Consider the following 18,233-nt stretch of genomic DNA (forward strand, 5'->3'; position numbering starts at 1 on the left):
ATGGGCAACCACATCACTCCGGCGGAAGCGGCCGCCATGATCCCGGACGGCGCCGTCGTCTCCGTTTCCTCCTCCAGCGGGCTCGGCTGCCCCGATCTCATGCTGAAGGCGATCGGCGAGCGCTTCGCGGCGACCGGCCACCCACGCGAGATCACCACCCTGCATCCGATCGCCGCCGGCGACATGAGCGGTATCAAGGGTGTGGATCATATCGCGCGCAAGGGCCTCCTCAAGCGGATCCTCGCCGGCTCCTATCCCTCCGGCCCCTCGACATCCGAGCCGCCGCTGATCTGGCAGATGATCACGGCCAACGAGATTCCGGCCTACAACATTCCCTCGGGCATCCTCTTCGACATGCACCGCGAGGCTGCAGCCAAGCGTCCCGGCGTCATCACCAAGATCGGGCTGGAAACCTTCGTGGACCCCGAGCGGCAGGGCTGCGCCATGAATGCGCTGGCGGCGGAGACGCCGGTGGTCAAGCGGGTGTCGTTCGAGAACGAGGACTGGCTCTATTTCCCCGCCATCGTGCCGCAGGTTGCCATCATCCGCGCAACCACGGCCGACGAGCATGGCAACCTGACCTATGAACACGAGGGCGCGACGCTCGGCGGGCTCGACCAGGCGCTGGCGGCGCGCAACAATGGCGGCATCGTCATCGCGCAGGTCAAGCGCATCACCAAGCAGGGCGCGCTGAAGCCACACGACGTGCGGGTTCCCGGCATGCTGGTCGATTACGTCATCGTCGATCCTGACCAGAAGCAGACGACGCTGACGGATTACGATCCGGCGATTTCGGGCGAGATCTTCCGGCCGCTCGAAAGCTTCTCCGTGCCGGATTTCAACATCCAGAAGGTCATCGCGCGGCGCGTGGCACAAGAGCTTCAAGCCGGCAGCTGCGTCAATCTCGGCTTCGGCATCTCCGCCAACGTGCCGCGTATCCTCCTGGAGGAGGGCCTGCACGGCGCGGTCACCTGGGTCATCGAGCAGGGGGCCGTCGGCGGCGTGCCGCTGCTCGATTTTGCCTTCGGCTGCGCGTCCAATGCGGATGCCTACATGCCCTCGCCCTACCAGTTCACCTACTTCCAAGGCGGCGGCTTCGATGCCTCGCTGCTCTCCTTCCTCGAAATCGGCCGCGACGGCTCGGTCAATGTCTCCCGTCTGTCCTTCCGTCCGCATGTGACGGCCGGCGCCGGCGGCTTTGTCGATATCACCGCCCGCGCCCGCAAGATCGTCTTCTCCGGCATGTTCAATGCCGGCGCCAGACTCTCGATCAGCAACGGCAAGCTCGTGATCGAGAAGGAAGGCAAGCTGAAGAAGCTGGTCGAGGCGGTCGAGCATGTCACCTTCTCCGGCAGCCGCGCCATCGCGCAGGGGCAGGACATCACCTACGTCACCGAGCGTTGCGTGCTGAAGCTGACGCGGGAAGGGCTGGTTCTCACCGAAATCGCACCCGGCGTCGACCTGCAGACGCAGGTGCTCGACCAGTCCGAATTCCCACTGATCGTCTCGCCGGACCTGAAGCTGATGGATGCCGCGCTGTTTGGCGAGGCGCCCCTCGGTCTTTCGCTGTCCGCCAAGGCGCCCCGCGTTCTGGAGGGTGCCCATGTCTAAGGGAGAGGTGCGTATCGAGATCGAGGGGTCCGTCGCCATCCTCACGGTGTCCCGGCCGGAAAAGCGCAATGCGCTCGACCTCGACATGCTGAAGGCGCTCGTGGCAGCGGCCGACACGGTGGAAGCGGACGCGCGCGTTCGCGTCGCCATCCTCACCGGTGAGGGGTCGGGGTTTTCGGCCGGCGGCGACATCACCGCTTGGGGCGGCATGCGACCGGACGCGTTCGGGCATGGCTGGGTGCGCTACGGGCACCGCGTGTTCGAGCGGCTTGCGACGCTGCGCATGCCGCTGATCGCGGCGCTGAACGGGCACGCGCTTGGCGGCGGTCTCGAGCTTGCCGGCATCGCCGACATCCGCATCGCCGAGGAACACATCCGGATCGGGCTGCCGGAAACGGGCCTCGGCATGGTGCCGGGCTGGTCGGGCACGCAGCGGCTGGTCAAGCGCTTCGGCGCCCAGCCCGTGCGCCGGATGGCGCTCGGCGGCGAGATCTTCACGGCAGAGCAGGCCCTGTCGCTTGGGCTCGTGGACCGGGTGACCGCGACGGGACATGCGCTTGCCGCTGCAAAAGACATGGCGACAGGCATCGCCGCGCGCGGGCCGGCGGCGCTGGAGATCGTCAAGCTGATGATCGCAAGCGCCAACGGGGAGGACAACGGGACGGCCGTGGAGGCGCTGGGGTCGATTCTTGCCGCCAAGACGGCCGACCTGAAGGAGGGCGTTTCCGCTTTCAAGGAGAAGCGTGCCGCACAGTTCAAGGGAGAATGGTAATGACGGTTCTGGTAAACCCGACGGCGCTCGCGGATCATGCCCCGCGCGACTTCAAGATGCTGATCGACGGCCGGTGGAGCGAAGGGACGACTGATCCGATCGAGCGGGTCGCGCCCGGCCATGGCGTCGTCGTCAGCCGGTTCCAGGCAGGAACGCGCGCAGACGCCGAACGCGCCATCGCTGCAGCCCGCAAGGCCTTCGACACCGGACCCTGGCCGCGGATGACGGCGTCGGAGCGCTCCGGCATCCTGCTGAAGGCCGCCGATCTCATCGCCGCGCGGGCCGAGGAACTCGCGTTTCTGGATGCGGTGGAAGCCGGCAAGCCGATCTCCCAGGTGCGCGGCGAAATCGCCGGTTCGGTCGATATCTGGCGCTATGCCGCGGCCCTTGCCCGCGATCTCCATGGAGAAAGCTACAACACGTTGGGCGACGGCACGCTGGGCGTTGTCCTGCGCGAGGCGATCGGCGTCGTCTCGATCATCACGCCGTGGAACTTTCCCTTCCTGATCGTCGGGCAGAAACTGCCCTTCGCGCTGGCCGCCGGCTGCACCACGGTCGTCAAGCCGTCGGAACTCTCGTCCGGCTCGACCGTCGTGCTCGGCGAAATCCTCGAGGAAGCGGGTGTTCCCAAGGGCGTCGTCAACATCGTCACGGGCACGGGCGCCGAGGTAGGCGCTGTCATGACGACGCATCCCCACGTGGATATGGTGTCGTTCACCGGCTCCACCGGCGTTGGCAAGCTGACGATGTCCAACGCGGCGCAGACGCTGAAGAAGGTGTCGCTGGAGCTCGGCGGCAAAAACCCGCAGATCGTCTTTCCCGATGCCGATCTCGACGGCTTCATCGATGCCGCCGTGTTCGGCGCCTATTTCAACGCCGGCGAGTGCTGCAATGCCGGCTCGCGGCTGATCCTCCACAAGAGCATCGCCGAGGACGTGGTCAAGCGCGTGGCCGCCCTATCGGAAAAGGTGCGGGTTGGCGATCCGCTCGATCCGCAGACGCAGGTCGGTGCGATCATCACGCCACAGCACCTGGAGAAGATCGCCGGCTACATTTCAGGGGCGGCAAGCGGTGGCGCGGATGTGGCCTATGGCGGCAAGGCGCTGGATCTCGGCCGCGGCCAGTTCATGGCGCCGACGATTCTCGCGAACGTTACGCCCGACATGCCGGTCGCACGCGAGGAGGTGTTCGGCCCGGTTCTCTCCGTGCTCACCTTCGAGACGACGGCGCAGGCGATCGAGATCGCCAATGCTGTCGATTACGGGCTTTCGGCCGGGGTGTGGAGCAAGGATTTCGATACCTGCCTGACGATCGGCAGACAGGTGCGGGCAGGAACCGTGTGGATGAACACCTTCATGGACGGCGCCTCCGAGCTGCCGTTCGGCGGCTACAAGCAGTCGGGGCTCGGCCGCGAACTCGGGCGCCACGCGGTGGAGGATTACACCGAGACCAAGACGCTCAACATGCATATCGGCGGCCGCACGAACTGGTGGATGCCGCAGACGGAAAAGCTGGCCTGACGAACCTTGCCCGAACGCGGAACGCGCTTTCGGGAGAGACTGCGGCTTAATAGGCCGGCTGACGCCGACGCTCGAGGAGGGCGGCGGCAAGGGAGCGGAAATGGGTTTCGCTCTTCACTGTGCTCATGGGAGGAAAACATCGTGCGCAAGTTTCTGACATCGACTGCAATAGGTCTCGCTTTGATGACCGGCGCCGTGCAGGCTGCCGAAAACGTCGAGGTGCTTCATTGGTGGACATCCGGCGGCGAGGCCTCGGCGCTGGAAGTCCTCAAGAAGGACCTCGAAGCCAAGAACATCTCCTGGACGGACATGCCGGTCGCCGGCGGCGGCGGCACGGAAGCCATGACGGTGCTGCGCGCCCGCGTCACGGCCGGCAACGCGCCGACCGCGGTGCAGATGCTCGGCTTCGACATTCTCGACTGGGCCAAGGAAGGCGCACTCGGCAATCTCGATGCGGTCGCCGCAAAGGAAAACTGGGACAACGTCATCCCCAAGGCGCTCCAGAAGTTCTCGAAATATGACGGCCACTGGATCGCGGCACCCGTCAACCTGCATTCGACCAACTGGATGTGGATCAACAAGGCGGCGCTCGACAAGGCCGGCGGCAAGGAGCCGCAGAGCTGGGAAGAGCTGATCGCCCTCCTCGACAACTTCAAGGCGCAGGGCATCATCCCGGTTGCCGCCGGCGGCCAGCCCTGGCAGGACGCGACCGTCTTCGACGCCGTCGTGCTGTCGCTCGGTGTCGATTTCTACACGTCGGCCTTTATCGATCTCGACCCGAAGGCGCTTGGCGGCGACAAGATGAAGGAAGCCTTCAACCGCATGACGACGCTGCGCTCCTATGTCGATCCCAATTTCTCGGGCCGCGACTGGAACCTCGCCTCCGCCATGGTCATCGACGGCAAGGCCGGCGTGCAGTTCATGGGCGACTGGGCGAAGGGCGAGTTCTCCAAGGCCGGCAAGACGCCGGGCAGGGACTATGTCTGCATGCGCTTCCCCGGCACGCAGGGTGCCGTCACCTTCAACACCGACCAGTTCGTCATGTTCAAGGTCGCCGACGACAAGGTACCGGCGCAGATCGAGATGGCCTCCGCCATCGAAAGCCCCGCGTTCCAGTCGGCCTTCAACGTCGTCAAGGGTTCGGCGCCGGTGCGCACCGATGTGTCGGACACAGCCTTCGACGATTGCGGCAAGAAAGCCATCAAGGATGCGGCCGAAGCCGACAAGAACGGCACGCTCATCGGCTCCATGGCTCATGGCCACGCCAATCCGGCAGCCGTGAAGAACGCGATCTACGACGTCGTGACCCGCCAGTTCAACGGCGACCTGACGGCCGACGACGCGGTCGCCGAGCTGGTGAGCGCGGTCGAAGCCGCCAAGTAAGCGTGGCGCGGCGCTGCGGGCCTTCGCGTCCGCGGCGCCCGCCATCACACCATCCGATACGTCAAGACTGCCGGGGAGACCGGGTGCGCCGAGAGGCCGGCCATGATGGCCGGCGCCTGAGGCCGTGCACCCGTATTCCGGGCGAGGGGAGGGGAACGAAGCCATGCAGAGCCGCAGCTTCCTACAGGACCAGTTGCCGAAAATCGTGCTCGCGCCGAGTTTCCTGGTCATCGTCATTTTCGTCTACGGCTTCATCGCCTATACCGGCTTCCTGTCAATCACCGACAGCAAGATGCTGCCGTCCTACAACGTCGTGGGCCTGTCGAACTACAGCAAGCTCTGGGCCCTGCCGCACTGGTGGCGGGCGATCACCAATCTGGCGATCTTCGCCTCGCTCTACATCCTCATCTGCTCGGCGCTCGGCCTGTTCCTGGCGATCATGCTCGACCAGAAGATCCGCGGCGAAGGCTTCCTGCGCCCGATCTACCTCTATCCCATGGCGCTCTCCTTCATCGTCACGGGCACCGCCTGGAAATGGATTCTCGATCCCGGCATCGGCATCGAGAACACCATGCACCTCTGGGGCTGGGAAACCTTTGCCTTTACCTGGATCAAGGACAGCAAGATGGCGATCTACTGCGTCGTGCTGGCCGCCGTCTCGCAGTCCTCGGGCTTCATCATGGCGATGTTCCTCGCCGGCCTGCGCGGCGTCGACAACGAGATGATCAAGGCCGCGCAGATCGATGGTGCGGGCACCGTGACGATCTACCGACGGATCATCATTCCCCTGATGCGCCCGGTCTTCCTGTCGGCCTTCGTCGTGCTCGCCCATCTCGCCATCAAGGCCTACGATCTGATCGTCGCCCTGACCGGCGGGGGCCCGGGGCAGGCGACCGAACTGCCGGCCACCTTCATGTACTCCTACACCTTCACCCGAAACCAGATGGGCATCGGCGCGTCTTCCGCCATCATCATGCTGGTCATGATCTTCTCGATCATCGTTCCCTATCTCTATTCCGAAATCCGCGGAGGAAAACGCTGATGAGCGGCGCCGCCAATCCGCAAAACGCGATCTCGCACGGCCTCCTCACCCGCGCCCTGATCTATACCGCCCTGATCTTCTTTGCGATGTTCTACCTCATGCCGCTCTACGTCATGGTGGTGAACTCGCTGAAGCCGCTGGAGGAGATCCGACAGGGCGGGATGGTCAACCTGCCGCAGGTCTGGACCGTCGAGCCATGGCTGTCGGCCTGGTCGACCGCGCAGATCGGCATCCAGCCGACGGGCCTCAAGCCCTTCTTCATCAACTCCATCCTCATGGTCATCCCCGCCGTCGCCATCTCGACGGTGATCGGTGCGCTCAACGGCTATGTGCTGACCAAATGGCATTTCCGCGGGTCGAACGTCGTCTTCGGCATGCTGCTCCTGTCCTGCTTCATCCCCTTCCAGATCGTGCTCATTCCCACCGCGCGCATCCTCGGCATGCTGGGCCTTGCCGGCTCCATCCCCGGGCTCGTTCTGGTGCACGTCGTCTACGGTCTCGGCTTCACCACGCTCTACTTCCGCAATTACTACGAGGCCTTTCCGACCGAACTCGTGCGGGCGGCGCAGATCGACGGCGCGACCTTCTTCCAGATCTTCCGCCGCATCCTTTTGCCTTCCTCCGGCCCGATCATCGTCGTCTCGGTCATCTGGCAGTTCACCAATATCTGGAACGACTTCCTGTTCGGTGCCTCGTTTGCGGGCGCCAGCTCGACGCCGATGACGGTCGCGCTCAACAACCTCGTTCAGTCGTCCACAGGCGTGAAGGAATACAACGTCCACTTTGCCGGCGCGATCCTCGCCGCCCTGCCCACCCTCATCGTCTACATCGTTTCGGGTCGCTACTTCGTGCGCGGCCTGATGTCCGGCGCCGTGAAAGGCTGATCCTCATGTCGTTTCTCAAAATCTCGCATCTGCGCAAGTCCTATGGCGCGCTGGAAATCCTGAAAGACATCAACATCGAGATCGAGGAAGGCGGCTTTCTCGTGCTGGTCGGCCCGTCCGGCTGCGGCAAGTCCACGCTGCTGAACACGATTGCGGGCCTGGAGCCGATCACGTCCGGCGAGATCGCCATCAACGGCCGCTCCATTGCAGGACTGCCGCCGTCGCAGCGCGACATCGCCATGGTGTTCCAGAGCTATGCGCTCTACCCGAACATGACGGTGGCCGGCAACATCGCCTTCGGCATGGAGATCCGCAAAGTGCCGAAGGACGTGCGCGAGAAGGCGATCAAGGAGGTGTCGGATATCCTCCAGATCGGCCATCTGCTCGACCGCAAGCCGAGCCAGCTCTCCGGTGGTCAGCGTCAGCGCGTCGCCATGGGCCGTGCGCTCGTGCGCAATCCGCAGGTCTTCCTGTTCGACGAGCCGCTGTCCAATCTCGACGCAAAGCTGCGCGTCGATATGCGCACCGAGATCAAGCGGCTGCACCAGCGCCTGAAGACCACCATCGTCTACGTCACCCACGACCAGATCGAGGCGATGACGCTGGCGACCAAGATCGCGGTCCTGAAGGACGGCGTGCTGCAGCAGTTCGGCTCGCCGGCCGAGATCTACAACAACCCGGCCAACATGTTCGTGGCCGACTTCATGGGCTCGCCCGCCATGAACCTGCTCGCGGCAACGGTGGAGAAGGATGCGGCAGGGCTCTCCGTCTCGCTTGCCCGCCCGAACGGCGCGCTGGTGAAACTGCCGGTGGCGGCCGGGCAGGCGCAACTGGAGGGTCATCTCGGCCGCCAGATCGTCTTCGGCATCCGGCCCGAGGCGCTGACCGACATCGACGGTGCCGACCGCAATGCGCGCACGATCGCGGAAGGCGATTGCCTGATCGAGGTTGTGGAGCCGGCCGGTGCCGACACCTTCGCCGTCACCCGGCTCGGTGGCAAGGAAGTGGTCGCGCGCCTGCGGGCCGATGCCCGGATCCAGGCCGGCCAGACGGCAAGGCTCGCCTTCAACCTCGACAAGGCCGTCTATTTCGACCCGCAAAGCCAGCAGCGCATCGCATGACCGGGGGAGCGAGATGAGCAGAACCCCCGACATCGTCATCATCGGATCCGGCATCGGCGGGGCGACGCTGGCCGCCTGTCTTGCCGCGTCCGGCTGCGAGATCCTGATCCTGGAGGCCGGCGAGCACATTGCCGACACGCCTGAAAACCGCGACCAGCGTGCGATCTTCCAGCGGGGGCATTTCCGCCCGAAGGAGACCTGGTACGAATGGCAGGGCCAGGGGCAAGGGGAGCACAAGGGGTTCAATCCCGGCAATTACTACAATGTCGGCGGCAATTCGAAGTTTTACGGGGCAGTGCTCTCGCGCTACCGGCGCGAGGATTTCGAAGAGATGCAGCATCAGGAGGGCGTCTCCCCCGCCTGGCCGTTTCCCTACGCCGAGCTCGAGCCCTGGTACGGGGCAGCCGAACAGATGTATCAGGTCCGCGGCGCGCTGGGGGACGATCCGACCGAGCCCGAACATTCCACCCCTTACGCCTTTCCACCGGTGCCGGACGAACCGTCGATTGCCGACGTCCGCGCGCGCCTGAAGCAGAAGGGGCTCCACCCGTTCTCCCTGCCGCTCGGCGTCGATATCGACCGGTGGCTCGCGAAGGGTCGCACGCCGTGGGATGCTCATCCGAATGCCGACGACGGGAAGATGGATGCCGAAAGCGCCGCCCTTTCCGTTGCGCTGGGCTATCCCAATGTCACGCTTCAAACGTGCGCGATCGTCCGGCGGCTCGAAACGGGCGCGTCCGGCGGCCGCATCGAGCGCGTCGTCTATACCGTGGCCGGGGACGCCCGAAGCGTCTCGCCGAAGCTCGTGGTGCTCGCCGCCGGCGCGGTCCAGTCGGCCGTCCTGCTGCTGCGGTCGGCCACTGCCCGTTTTCCCACAGGCCTTGCCAACAGCTCGGACCAGGTCGGGCGCAACTTCATGAACCACAATTCGTCCGCCGTGCTCGCTCTGTCGCCGCGCTACCGGAATACGTCGGTCTATCAGAAGACCTTCGCCTTCAACGACTTCTACCTGTCGGACGGCGAGGGCGGGCCGCCGCTCGGCAATGTCCAGCTTCTCGGCCGCGTGTCCGGGGCGATCCTCAAAAGCAGCCTGCCGCGCATCCCGGAGCGGCTGCTCGACCGGCTATCGGCGCATGCGATCGATTTCTACGCCATGAGCGAGGATATTCCGCACCCTGAAAGCCGGGTCATGGTCGATGGCGAGCGGATCGTCCTCAAATGGCATCGCACCAACTGGAACGCGCATCTGGCGCTGGTGGCGAAACTCAAGGCCGTTCTTCGCTCGGTCGGCTTTCCGCTCGTGTTGTCGCGGCCGTTCGACAAGCGCACGCCGTCCCATCAGTGCGGCACGGTGCGCATCGGCAACGATCCCGCAACGGCGCCGCTCGATCCCTTCTGCCGCGCCTATGACCACGACAACCTGTTCGTCGTCGATGCGAGCTGCCTGCCGACCTCGGCCGCCGTCAATCCGGCGCTCACGGTTGCGGCCCAGGCCTTGCGGGTCGCAGATCACATCGTCTCGAAGGACCTGCAACGATGAGCGAACGGCGGCAAAGACCGGTGGCGGTGGTAACCGGCGGACGGCGGGGGATCGGCTTCGGCATCGCCTCGTGCCTCGCCGCTGCCGGCTACGACATCGTCGTGACAGGCATCGGCGGTCCTGAAACGGCCGAGAACGCACTGGCGGAGCTGCGCGCCGCTGGTAAGGCAGACGCTGTCTACATCCAGGCGGATATCTGCGACGTCGCCGGGCACGCAGCGACGGTCGACGACGTCATGGCCCGGTTCGGCCACATCGACTGCCTTGTCAACAATGCGGGCATGGCGTCCGTCGTGCGCGGCGATTTCCTCGACCTTTCGCCCGACCATTACGACCTGATCATGGCCACCAACCTGAAAGGGACGGTGTTCTTCACCCAGGCCGTGGTGAAAGCGATGCTGGCGACCGCGCCTGACCATTCCCGGTCGATCATCAACATCACCTCGGTCTCCGCGCAGGCGAGTTCGCCCGAGCGTCTCGACTATTGCATCAGCAAAGCGGGGCTTGCGGCCTTTTCGCAAGGGCTGGCATTGCGGCTTGCGGCCGATGGCGTCGCGGTCTTCGAGGTGCGGCCTGGCATCGTGCGGACTGACATGACGGCCGGCGTCACCCCGAAATACGACGCCCTGATCGCCGGGGGCCTGGTGCCCATGCGGCGCTGGGGAGAAGCCGGCGATATCGGCGCCATCTGCGCAGCGCTCGCCTCGGGCAGCTTCGCCTTTGCAACAGGGACCGTGATCGATGCCGATGGCGGCCTGTCGATCCCGCGTCTGTGACAGGAATGGAAACCATGCGCTTCGACTACATCATCACTGGGGCAGGCCCTGCCGGCTGCGTTCTCGCCAACAGGCTGAGCGAGGACCCCGATGTCACCGTGCTGCTGCTGGAAGCGGGCGGCGGGGACTGGAATCCTCTGTTTCACATGCCGGCCGGCTTTGCCAAGATGACGAAGGGCGTCGCCAGCTGGGGCTGGGAGACCGTGCCGCAGAAGCACATGAACGGCCGCGTCCTGCGCTACACACAGGCCAAGGTCATCGGCGGCGGTTCGTCCATCAACGCGCAGCTCTATACCCGTGGGAACGCCGCCGACTACGATCTCTGGGCAAGCGAAGACGGCTGCGAGGGCTGGGACTACCGTTCCGTGCTGCCCTATTTCAAGCGGGCGGAGGACAACCAGCGCTTTGCCGACGACTATCATGCCTATGGCGGGCCGCTCGGCGTGTCCATGCCGGTGTCCGCGCTGCCGATCTGCGACGCCTACATCCGGGCGGGGCAGGAGCTCGGCATTCCCTACAATCACGACTTTAACGGGCGCCAGCAGGCGGGTGTCGGCTTCTACCAGCTGACGCAGCGCAACCGCCGCCGCTCCTCCGCCTCGCTCGCTTACCTCTCGCCGATCAAGGATCGAAAAAACCTGACGATCCGCATGGGCGCCCGCGTCTCGCGCATCGTCCTGGAGGGCACGACCGCCGTCGGCGTCGAGATTGCCACCAGCCGGGGCAGCGAGATCGTGCGGTGCGAGCGCGAGGTGCTCGTCACGTCGGGCGCCATCGGCTCGCCGAAGCTGCTGCTGCAATCGGGCATCGGCCCGGCCGATCATCTGACGTCCGTCGGCGTTCCCGTGGCGCACGACCTGCCCGGGGTCGGTGGCAATCTGCAGGACCATCTGGACCTCTTCGTCATTGCCGAATGCACCGGCGACCACACCTATGACGGCGTTGCGAAGCTGCATCGCACGCTCTGGGCCGGCCTCGAATACATGCTGTTCCGCACAGGCCCCGTCGCCTCCTCGCTCTTTGAGACCGGCGGCTTCTGGTATGCGGATCCGGACGCGCGCTCTCCGGATATCCAGTTCCATCTCGGTCTCGGCTCGGGCATTGAGGCGGGCGTGGAAAAGCTGAAAAATGCCGGGGTGACGCTGAATTCGGCTTACCTGCATCCGCGATCGCGCGGCACGGTGCGGCTCTCCGCGTCCGATCCGGCCGCAGCCCCGCTGATCGACCCCAATTACTGGTCGGACCCGCATGACCGGAAGATGTCGCTGGAAGGCTTGCGGATCGCCCGCGAGATCTTCGAGCAGGCGGCATTGAAGCCCTATATTCTGGCCGAGCGCCTGCCCGGTCCGAAGGTCCGCACGGACGCCGAGCTTTTCGACTATAACTGTGCGAACGCGAAGACCGATCACCACCCCGTCGGCACCTGCCGTATGGGCACCGGGGCGGATGCGGTCGTCGGGCTCGATCTGCGCGTGCGAGGGTTGCAGGGGCTTCGCGTCTGCGACAGCTCTGTCATGCCGCGCGTGCCCTCCTGCAACACCAATGCCCCGACCATCATGGTCGGAGAGAAAGGCGCCGACATCATCCGCGGCCTCGATCCGCTGCCGGCGACGATCTTTGCCGACGAGCGCAACGACCAGCGCCCCCGTGCACGCGCGCATGTTCGCTGAGCCAATGATGCGGCTTTGCATTCCGCCATCGGCTTTGCCACAAAAAGGTGTCGTCACGCCCAGGAAGGTCAGACCCTGATGCCCATCGAGACCCCGCGCGCATTTCTGGCGTCGCTCTTCCACGCTGCGGTTCGCGCGGCCGATCCGCTGGAGGCGATCCGCGCCCATCTGCCGGCGCGACCGAAAGGCCGCACGGTCGTCGTCGGCGCCGGCAAGGCGGCAAGCCAGATGGCACAGGCGCTCGAACACCTGTGGGATGGCTCTCTGGAGGGCGTGGTCGTCGCGCGCCACGGCCCGGTCGCCGCCTGTTCGCGCATCCGGGTGCTGCAGGCCGCCCACCCGGTGCCCGACCAGGCGGGGATCGATGCGGCGCAGGCCGTGATGGCGGCCGTGCGCGGGTTGACGCCGGACGATCTCGTGATCGCGCTCATCTCGGGCGGCGGCTCTGCGCTGCTGCCGTCGCCGCCGCCGGGCTTTGCGCTTGCCGACGAGGTTGCCCTGAACGCGGCGCTGCTCGCCTCCGGCGCGCCGATCTCGGCTATGAACGTGGTGCGCAAGCACGTTTCGTTGATCAAGGGCGGGCGGCTGGCCGCGCTTGCTTCTCCGGCCCGTGTCGTCAGCCTCGTCGTCTCCGACGTTCCCGGCGACAACCCGGCCTTCGTCGCCTCCGGCCCGACCCTTCCCGACGCTGCCGGCCGCGAGGAGGCACTGCGGGCGATCCGGGACTACCGGATGACCCTTCCCTCAAGCATTCTCGACCATATCGCAACAGGAGAGACCCCGCGCCCCGACGATCCGGCCTTTGCCGGGCACGAAGCCCATGTCGTTGCGTCGGCCCGGGTCTCGCTGCAGGCGGCCGCGCGGGAGAGCGGTGCGGCCGGCGTCACGCCGTTGATCCTCTCCGACAGGATCGAGGGAGAAGCCCGCGATATCGGGCGCATGCATGCGGCGCTGGCGATGGAGTTTCAGGCGGGGCTGCGGCGGGAGAAGGGCCCGATGGTTCTGCTCTCGGGCGGGGAGACCACGGTGACGATCGGCCCCGGAGGTAGCGGCAAGGGCGGGCGCAACAGCGAACTTCTGCTGGCCGCCGCCATCGATCTCGACGGGACCACCGGCGTCACCGCCCTTGCGGCCGATACCGACGGCATCGACGGTTCCGAAGACAATGCCGGCGCCTTCTGCGACGGGGGCACCGCCGCGCGCATCCGGGCGGCCGGCGGAGAACCGCGCGGCCACCTCGCGGCACACGACGCCTGGTCGGCCTTCGCGCTTGCGGGCGACCTGTTCGAAACCGGCCCGACCGGCACCAATGTCAACGACTTCAGGGCGTTTCTGCTGCTGTAGGCGCGCAACGACCGTTTTTCGGGATGTCGCCCAATCTCAACCCTTCAAGGACGCCCTTCATGCCTCAGCCGGATAACAGGACATGCACAGACCTCCTCTTGGCCGAGCGCGAGGGGGTCGTCACCCGGTTCACGACCGAGGATGCCTGGACGCTTGGCAGCCTGATGCGGCAATCGGCCATGGCCGGCCGCCTGGCCGTGGCGATCGAGATCACGATCGCGCGCGAACCAGTGTTCTTCACGCGCCTTGCGAACGCTACCGAGGACAACCGGCACTGGGCGGAGCGCAAGCGGCGCGTGGTCGAGCGGTTCCACCACAGTTCTCTCTACATGCGGCGTCTCGCGCAGAAGGAGGGCTACGACTTCCACCACCGCTACGGCCTGTCGTCCGATCTCTTTGCGGCCTTCGGCGGTGCCGTCCCCATCTTTCAGACGGACGGCAATCTCATCGGAACGGCGACGATCAGCGGCCTTCCCGATGTCGAAGACCACGATTTCGTGGTCGCGCATCTCCAGCGGTTTCGGGCGCAAGCGCGCTGAGCATCCCGGCCGGAATGAAATAGCGCCGAAGGGGCGCGGGTTAGATGAAAATATCACATCCACCCGTTCCGACAGCGTCTCCCGTCTTTGAACCCGCTGACATAACGGGTCATTCTGATCTTGGTTGACTGCCCTCATCCTCTTCCCGGATCGATCGCAGCCAGCCGTTCCCCTCTGGAGGTTTAACCTTCATGACTTGAGGCCGTGGGTCACCCTGCGGCCCTTTTTTATGCAATTTCGAACGAGGCAGACGGCTGTTTCGTCTCCCGCCGGTTACATCAGGAGGTTGGCATGGCGACGGTAAGACTTTGGACGGATGCCGAGGCCGAAGCGGCGCCGCGGGTGCAGGCCGTGTTTGCGGATATCCGCGCCGTGCGCGGCTCGGATTTCATCAACAATTTCTGGCGCGGCCTGGCCAACGATCCAGCAACGCTGGAGCGGACATGGAACAGCCTGAAGGAGGTTATGGTCGCACCGTCGGCGCTCGATCCGCTGACGAAGGAGCTGATCTATATCGCCGTTTCCGTCGCCAGCGGTTGCAGCTATTGTATCCATTCCCACACGGCGGCGGCGCGCGCCAAAGGCCTGACGGACGCGCAATATGGCGATCTCCTTGCCGTGATCGGCATGGCGTCGGAAACCAACCGCCTCGTCACGGCGCTCGGCATTCCCGTCGATCCCGAATTCGACGTCACCGGCTGATCTCTTCGCGCCCCTGCGGCTCGCCGAGCCAGGCAACGCCGTCGCGCTTCAGATCGTGATCGTTGCAAGGGCCGCCTCGGCGTCCGCTGCAAGCTTTGCCTCGTCGAGGCCGGGAAATGCGCCGTTCGCCCACACGACCCGGCCGTTGATCATGGTCATATCCGTCGCCATGCCGATGCCGACGCGGGGAATGAGGCTCAGCGGATCGTGCCGTGTGCCGACATAATCCATGCGGCGGGTGTCGATGGCGAAGAGGTCTGCAGCCATTCCGGGCGCAAGGCGGCCGATATCGCTGCGCCCGAGCAGGCTCGCGCCGCCGCTCGTGCCGTAGCGCAGGAAGTCGACCGGCGGTGGCACGGGGTGCGCGCGGGTGGAGGATGCGAGGCACTGCAGCATGTAGGCCGAGTGAAGGCTGTGCATCAGGTTGGAATTGTCGTTGGAGGCCGCACCATCGCAGCCGAGCCCGACGCGCAGGCCGAAGGCCGCCATGGCGGGGATGTCGGTGACCTCGGCGCCGACGAGATAGACGGGTTCGGGGCAGTGGGAGACGCCGGTGCCGCTTGCGGCCATCGTCCGCAGTTCGTCATGGGTCAGTTCCCAGCAATGGGCGTAGAACGTATCCGGCCCGGCAAAGCCGAGCGCTTCGAGATAATCGACGGTGCGCAGGCCGTGGCGCGCCTGTATCACGGAGCTCTCGCCCTCGCCGACATGCGTGTGCAGCATGACGCCGCGGTCGCGCGCCAGCGCCACCGATTCCACGAAGGTTTCGCGGTAGGCGTTGACGGGCTGGCAGGGCGCGACGACGACCTGGCGCATGCTGAACGGCCCGGCATCGTGGTAGGTGTCGATCAGGCGGGCGCAATCGGCAATGAATTCGTCCGTCGTTTCCAGCATTTCGTCGGGGATCGTGGACCCCTCCGACTTCGGCAGGGTGTTGCCGCCGCGACCGGCGTGAAACCGCATGCCCAACAGATCCGCGGCCTCGAACTGGCGGTCGATCAGCCGCTTTCCGGCGTGGCGGGGAAAATTATACTGGTGGTCGAAGGCCGTGGTGCAGCCATGCTTGATCAGCTCGGCCATGGCGGTGACAGAGGAATGGTAGAAGCAGGCTTCGTTCAGCTGCGAGAAGACCGGGTAGATGCGGTCGAGCCATTCGATCACCGAGAGCTTCGTCCAGTCGAGATCGGCGCGGTTGCGCACGAAGCACTGGAAAAAATGGTGATGTGTGTTGACGAGGCCGGGATAGACGAACCAGCCGGTGGCATCCTGCACGCTCGTGCCCTCGGGCAAAGCCTCCGCCTCAAGATGTTCGCCGATGGCACGGATCGTCGGCCCCTCGGTTAGGAGATCGACATTGCGGCGAACGACCGGGCCCTTGCCCTCGTCGGTGATGACGGCCGCGCAGTTTTTGAGGACAGTGCCACCCATGTCAGACCTCGTCCTGCTGTAACCGTTTGGGAGAGCCCGAACCAGCGTCATGACGACGGATCCAGGAAAGGAGCGACAAAGTGTCCGGCGCCTCAAGGATCGTCATCCGCTGTACCTGTCGTTTTGATGTCCCTGGGTCATAACGATCTCGTACAGTTCGGGCTGCAGGTTCCGTCGCTATGTGACCCACGGAGACGCCGGGCGTCAAGCATGCGGCGCGCAGGGATGTGAACCGGTTGGGTCGCGACGGCACGGCAAGCTCCTAGGCCATTGACAGCACATCCTTCTCAGTTATTCTGTTATAAAAGTCGTAATAACATAATAATGGAACAAAACTGGAGGACTTCATGATGCGCCTGAAACCTGCGTTCTTCCTTGCAAGCGCGCTCGTCGCTATTCCATCCTTTGTTGCGGCCCAGGAAAGGGGCGGCGTCATCAATGTCGCGACGATCGGCGAGCCGCCGACACTCGACCCCATGGCCTCCACGGCCGATCTCGTGGGTATCGTTTCCCAGCATATGTTCGAGACCCTTTACACGTTTGACAAGGCCTGGAAGCCGACGCCGCTTCTGGCGGAGAGCCTGCCCGAGATCAGCGCGGATGGCAAAACCTATACGATCCGGCTGCGTAGCGGCATCATGTTCCACGATGGCTCGGACATGGCATCGGACGACGTCGTCGCGTCGCTCGAGCGCTGGTTCAAGGTTGCCTCGCGCGGCAAGCAGGCAGCTGCATTCCTGGACAAGATCACGGCCACCGATCCGCTGACGGTGACGATCACATTGAAGCAACCTTACGCGCCGCTCGTCTCGCTGCTCGCTTTCAACAACTCCGCCGCGATCGTCCTTCCGAGCGAGAAACAGGCCGAGCCCATGACGGATTTCGTCGGGACGGGCCCCTATATGCTGAAGGAGCGCAAGGCCGACCAGTACATCCAGCTCGCCCGCTTTGACGGCTATACGCCGCGGTCCGGCGAGGCCGATGGCTACGGCGGTGCGCGTCACCAGTATCTGGATGAAATCCGCTTCGTGCCGGTTCCCGATGCAAACACGCGCGTCGAGGCGGCGATCTCCGGCCAGTACGACTATATCGACAGCCTTCCCGTCGAATCCTTCGACAGGCTGAAGGGCTCGACGGCATCGGAACCGCTTGTCTTGAAGCCGTTCGGCTATCCGGTCTTCGTTTTCAACACGGCAGAGGGTGTTGCCAAGGATGTCGCCATCCGAAAGGCTATCCGCCAGGCTCTGAGCATGGAAGACATGCTGGCCGCCGCCTTCGGCAGCACCGATTTCTACGCGCTCGACGGCGATATCTATCCCAAGAGCTTCGTCTGGAACACGGATGCCGGCGTCGAGGGCCATTACAATCTTGCCGATCCCGAAGGATCGGCAGAAGCCGCCAAGGCCGCGGGCTATGACGGCAAGCCGATCCGCATCCTGACGAGCCGCCAGTACGAGTTCCACTACAAGATGGCGCAGGTTGCCGCCGAATATCTGAAGCTTGCGGGGTTCACCGTCGATCTGCAGGTCGTGGACTGGGCGACGCTCACCCAGCGGCGGGCCGACAAGGGCCTCTGGGACATCTACATCACGCACAGCCCTTTTCTTCCCGAGCCTGCGCTGATCGGATCCCTGTCGCCGAGCTCGCCCGGCTGGTGGGACACGCCGCTGCGCAAGCAGACGGTCGAGGCGTTTTCCGCAGAGGCCGACGAGACGAAGAGGCTCGCTTTGTGGGCCGATGTGCAAAAGGCCATGTACGCGGAGATTCCCTACATGAAGATCGGTGACTTCAACGCTCTCGCTGCCAAGAGCACGAAGGTCGAAGGCGTCGTGCCGGCTCCGTGGCCGTATTTCTGGAACGCATCGATCAAGAAGTAATCCGGAACCGGCCTCCCGGACGCC

At 64.9% G+C, this 18,233-nt stretch carries 15 protein-coding genes; 14 read left to right on the forward strand and 1 reads right to left on the reverse strand.

The genetic code is table 11. The features are described from left to right. From LRX75_RS11150 to LRX75_RS11210, 13 genes are all read left to right on the forward strand, one after another. Positions 1–1,611, forward strand: a complete 1,611-nt coding sequence (locus LRX75_RS11150; protein ID WP_231814360.1) for an acyl CoA:acetate/3-ketoacid CoA transferase — start codon at positions 1–3, stop codon at positions 1,609–1,611. Beyond that, positions 1,604–2,383: an enoyl-CoA hydratase/isomerase family protein gene (locus LRX75_RS11155; protein ID WP_231814362.1), complete on the forward strand. Its 780-nt coding sequence runs from the start codon at positions 1,604–1,606 to the stop codon at positions 2,381–2,383. The genes LRX75_RS11150 and LRX75_RS11155 overlap by 8 nt, the downstream gene beginning before the upstream one ends. Then, on the forward strand, positions 2,383–3,903 hold the full coding sequence (locus LRX75_RS11160) for an aldehyde dehydrogenase family protein (protein WP_231814364.1): 1,521 nt from the start codon (positions 2,383–2,385) through the stop codon (positions 3,901–3,903). The genes LRX75_RS11155 and LRX75_RS11160 overlap by 1 nt, the downstream gene beginning before the upstream one ends. Before the next feature lie 183 nt (positions 3,904–4,086). Further along, positions 4,087–5,286: an ABC transporter substrate-binding protein gene (locus tag LRX75_RS11165; protein WP_231814528.1), complete on the forward strand. Its 1,200-nt coding sequence runs from the start codon at positions 4,087–4,089 to the stop codon at positions 5,284–5,286. Between the two features lie 163 nt (positions 5,287–5,449). Beyond that, the gene (locus LRX75_RS11170) at positions 5,450–6,328 is read left to right on the forward strand and encodes a carbohydrate ABC transporter permease (protein WP_231814366.1); all 879 of its coding nucleotides are present in this window, start codon (positions 5,450–5,452) and stop codon (positions 6,326–6,328) included. Beyond that, positions 6,328–7,212, forward strand: a complete 885-nt coding sequence (locus LRX75_RS11175) for a carbohydrate ABC transporter permease (protein WP_231814368.1) — start codon at positions 6,328–6,330, stop codon at positions 7,210–7,212. Before LRX75_RS11170 ends, LRX75_RS11175 begins: the two co-directional genes overlap by 1 nt. 5 nt (positions 7,213–7,217) lie before the next feature. Further along, the gene (locus LRX75_RS11180; RefSeq protein ID WP_231814370.1) at positions 7,218–8,333 is read left to right on the forward strand and encodes an ABC transporter ATP-binding protein; all 1,116 of its coding nucleotides are present in this window, start codon (positions 7,218–7,220) and stop codon (positions 8,331–8,333) included. 13 nt (positions 8,334–8,346) lie between these two features. Further along, positions 8,347–9,873 carry a GMC oxidoreductase gene (locus LRX75_RS11185; protein WP_231814372.1) on the forward strand — a complete coding sequence of 509 codons (1,527 nt, stop codon included), beginning with the start codon at positions 8,347–8,349 and terminating at the stop codon, positions 9,871–9,873. Next, positions 9,870–10,649: a 3-ketoacyl-ACP reductase gene (locus tag LRX75_RS11190; protein WP_231814374.1), complete on the forward strand. Its 780-nt coding sequence runs from the start codon at positions 9,870–9,872 to the stop codon at positions 10,647–10,649. Before LRX75_RS11185 ends, LRX75_RS11190 begins: the two co-directional genes overlap by 4 nt. Before the next feature lie 14 nt (positions 10,650–10,663). Next, positions 10,664–12,319 carry a GMC family oxidoreductase gene (locus LRX75_RS11195; RefSeq protein ID WP_231814376.1) on the forward strand — a complete coding sequence of 552 codons (1,656 nt, stop codon included), beginning with the start codon at positions 10,664–10,666 and terminating at the stop codon, positions 12,317–12,319. Between the two features lie 78 nt (positions 12,320–12,397). Continuing rightward, positions 12,398–13,663 (forward strand): glycerate kinase type-2 family protein, encoded by a 1,266-nt coding sequence (locus LRX75_RS11200; RefSeq protein ID WP_231814378.1) that lies wholly within the window; start codon positions 12,398–12,400, stop codon positions 13,661–13,663. Between the two features lie 59 nt (positions 13,664–13,722). Beyond that, complete coding sequence (locus LRX75_RS11205) at positions 13,723–14,202, forward strand: heme-degrading domain-containing protein (protein ID WP_231814380.1); 480 nt, start codon at positions 13,723–13,725, stop codon at positions 14,200–14,202. A 291-nt stretch (positions 14,203–14,493) separates the two neighbouring features. Beyond that, positions 14,494–14,904: a carboxymuconolactone decarboxylase family protein gene (locus LRX75_RS11210; protein ID WP_110807826.1), complete on the forward strand. Its 411-nt coding sequence runs from the start codon at positions 14,494–14,496 to the stop codon at positions 14,902–14,904. Between the two features lie 48 nt (positions 14,905–14,952). On the opposite strand, the gene LRX75_RS11215 is transcribed toward LRX75_RS11210, so the two are convergent. Further along, complete coding sequence (locus LRX75_RS11215) at positions 14,953–16,332, reverse strand: amidohydrolase (RefSeq protein WP_231814382.1); 1,380 nt, start codon at positions 16,330–16,332, stop codon at positions 14,953–14,955. A gap of 350 nt (positions 16,333–16,682) precedes the next feature. Here LRX75_RS11215 and LRX75_RS11220 point away from each other — a divergent pair, with 350 nt between their 5' ends. Continuing rightward, positions 16,683–18,209 (forward strand): ABC transporter substrate-binding protein, encoded by a 1,527-nt coding sequence (locus LRX75_RS11220; RefSeq protein WP_231814529.1) that lies wholly within the window; start codon positions 16,683–16,685, stop codon positions 18,207–18,209. Positions 18,210–18,233 lie beyond the last annotated feature (24 nt).

The sequence above is a fragment of the Rhizobium quercicola genome (assembly GCF_021168455.1).
Taxonomy (GTDB): Bacteria; Pseudomonadota; Alphaproteobacteria; order Rhizobiales; family Rhizobiaceae; genus Ferranicluibacter; species Ferranicluibacter quercicola.

What these genes read in the sequence shown, in the direction of transcription:
- LRX75_RS11150 (WP_231814360.1), top strand. Translation starts at nt 1, where the DNA reads ATGGGCAACCACATCACTCCGGCGGAAGCGGCCGCCATGATCCCGGAC.
- LRX75_RS11155 (WP_231814362.1), top strand. Translation starts at nt 1,604, where the DNA reads ATGTCTAAGGGAGAGGTGCGTATCGAGATCGAGGGGTCCGTCGCCATC.
- LRX75_RS11160 (WP_231814364.1), top strand. Translation starts at nt 2,383, where the DNA reads ATGACGGTTCTGGTAAACCCGACGGCGCTCGCGGATCATGCCCCGCGC.
- LRX75_RS11165 (WP_231814528.1), top strand. Translation starts at nt 4,087, where the DNA reads ATGACCGGCGCCGTGCAGGCTGCCGAAAACGTCGAGGTGCTTCATTGG.
- LRX75_RS11170 (WP_231814366.1), top strand. Translation starts at nt 5,450, where the DNA reads ATGCAGAGCCGCAGCTTCCTACAGGACCAGTTGCCGAAAATCGTGCTC.
- LRX75_RS11175 (WP_231814368.1), top strand. Translation starts at nt 6,328, where the DNA reads ATGAGCGGCGCCGCCAATCCGCAAAACGCGATCTCGCACGGCCTCCTC.
- LRX75_RS11180 (WP_231814370.1), top strand. Translation starts at nt 7,218, where the DNA reads ATGTCGTTTCTCAAAATCTCGCATCTGCGCAAGTCCTATGGCGCGCTG.
- LRX75_RS11185 (WP_231814372.1), top strand. Translation starts at nt 8,347, where the DNA reads ATGAGCAGAACCCCCGACATCGTCATCATCGGATCCGGCATCGGCGGG.
- LRX75_RS11190 (WP_231814374.1), top strand. Translation starts at nt 9,870, where the DNA reads ATGAGCGAACGGCGGCAAAGACCGGTGGCGGTGGTAACCGGCGGACGG.
- LRX75_RS11195 (WP_231814376.1), top strand. Translation starts at nt 10,664, where the DNA reads ATGCGCTTCGACTACATCATCACTGGGGCAGGCCCTGCCGGCTGCGTT.
- LRX75_RS11200 (WP_231814378.1), top strand. Translation starts at nt 12,398, where the DNA reads ATGCCCATCGAGACCCCGCGCGCATTTCTGGCGTCGCTCTTCCACGCT.
- LRX75_RS11205 (WP_231814380.1), top strand. Translation starts at nt 13,723, where the DNA reads ATGCCTCAGCCGGATAACAGGACATGCACAGACCTCCTCTTGGCCGAG.
- LRX75_RS11210 (WP_110807826.1), top strand. Translation starts at nt 14,494, where the DNA reads ATGGCGACGGTAAGACTTTGGACGGATGCCGAGGCCGAAGCGGCGCCG.
- LRX75_RS11215 (WP_231814382.1), bottom strand. Translation starts at nt 16,332, where the DNA reads ATGGGTGGCACTGTCCTCAAAAACTGCGCGGCCGTCATCACCGACGAG.
- LRX75_RS11220 (WP_231814529.1), top strand. Translation starts at nt 16,683, where the DNA reads ATGCGCCTGAAACCTGCGTTCTTCCTTGCAAGCGCGCTCGTCGCTATT.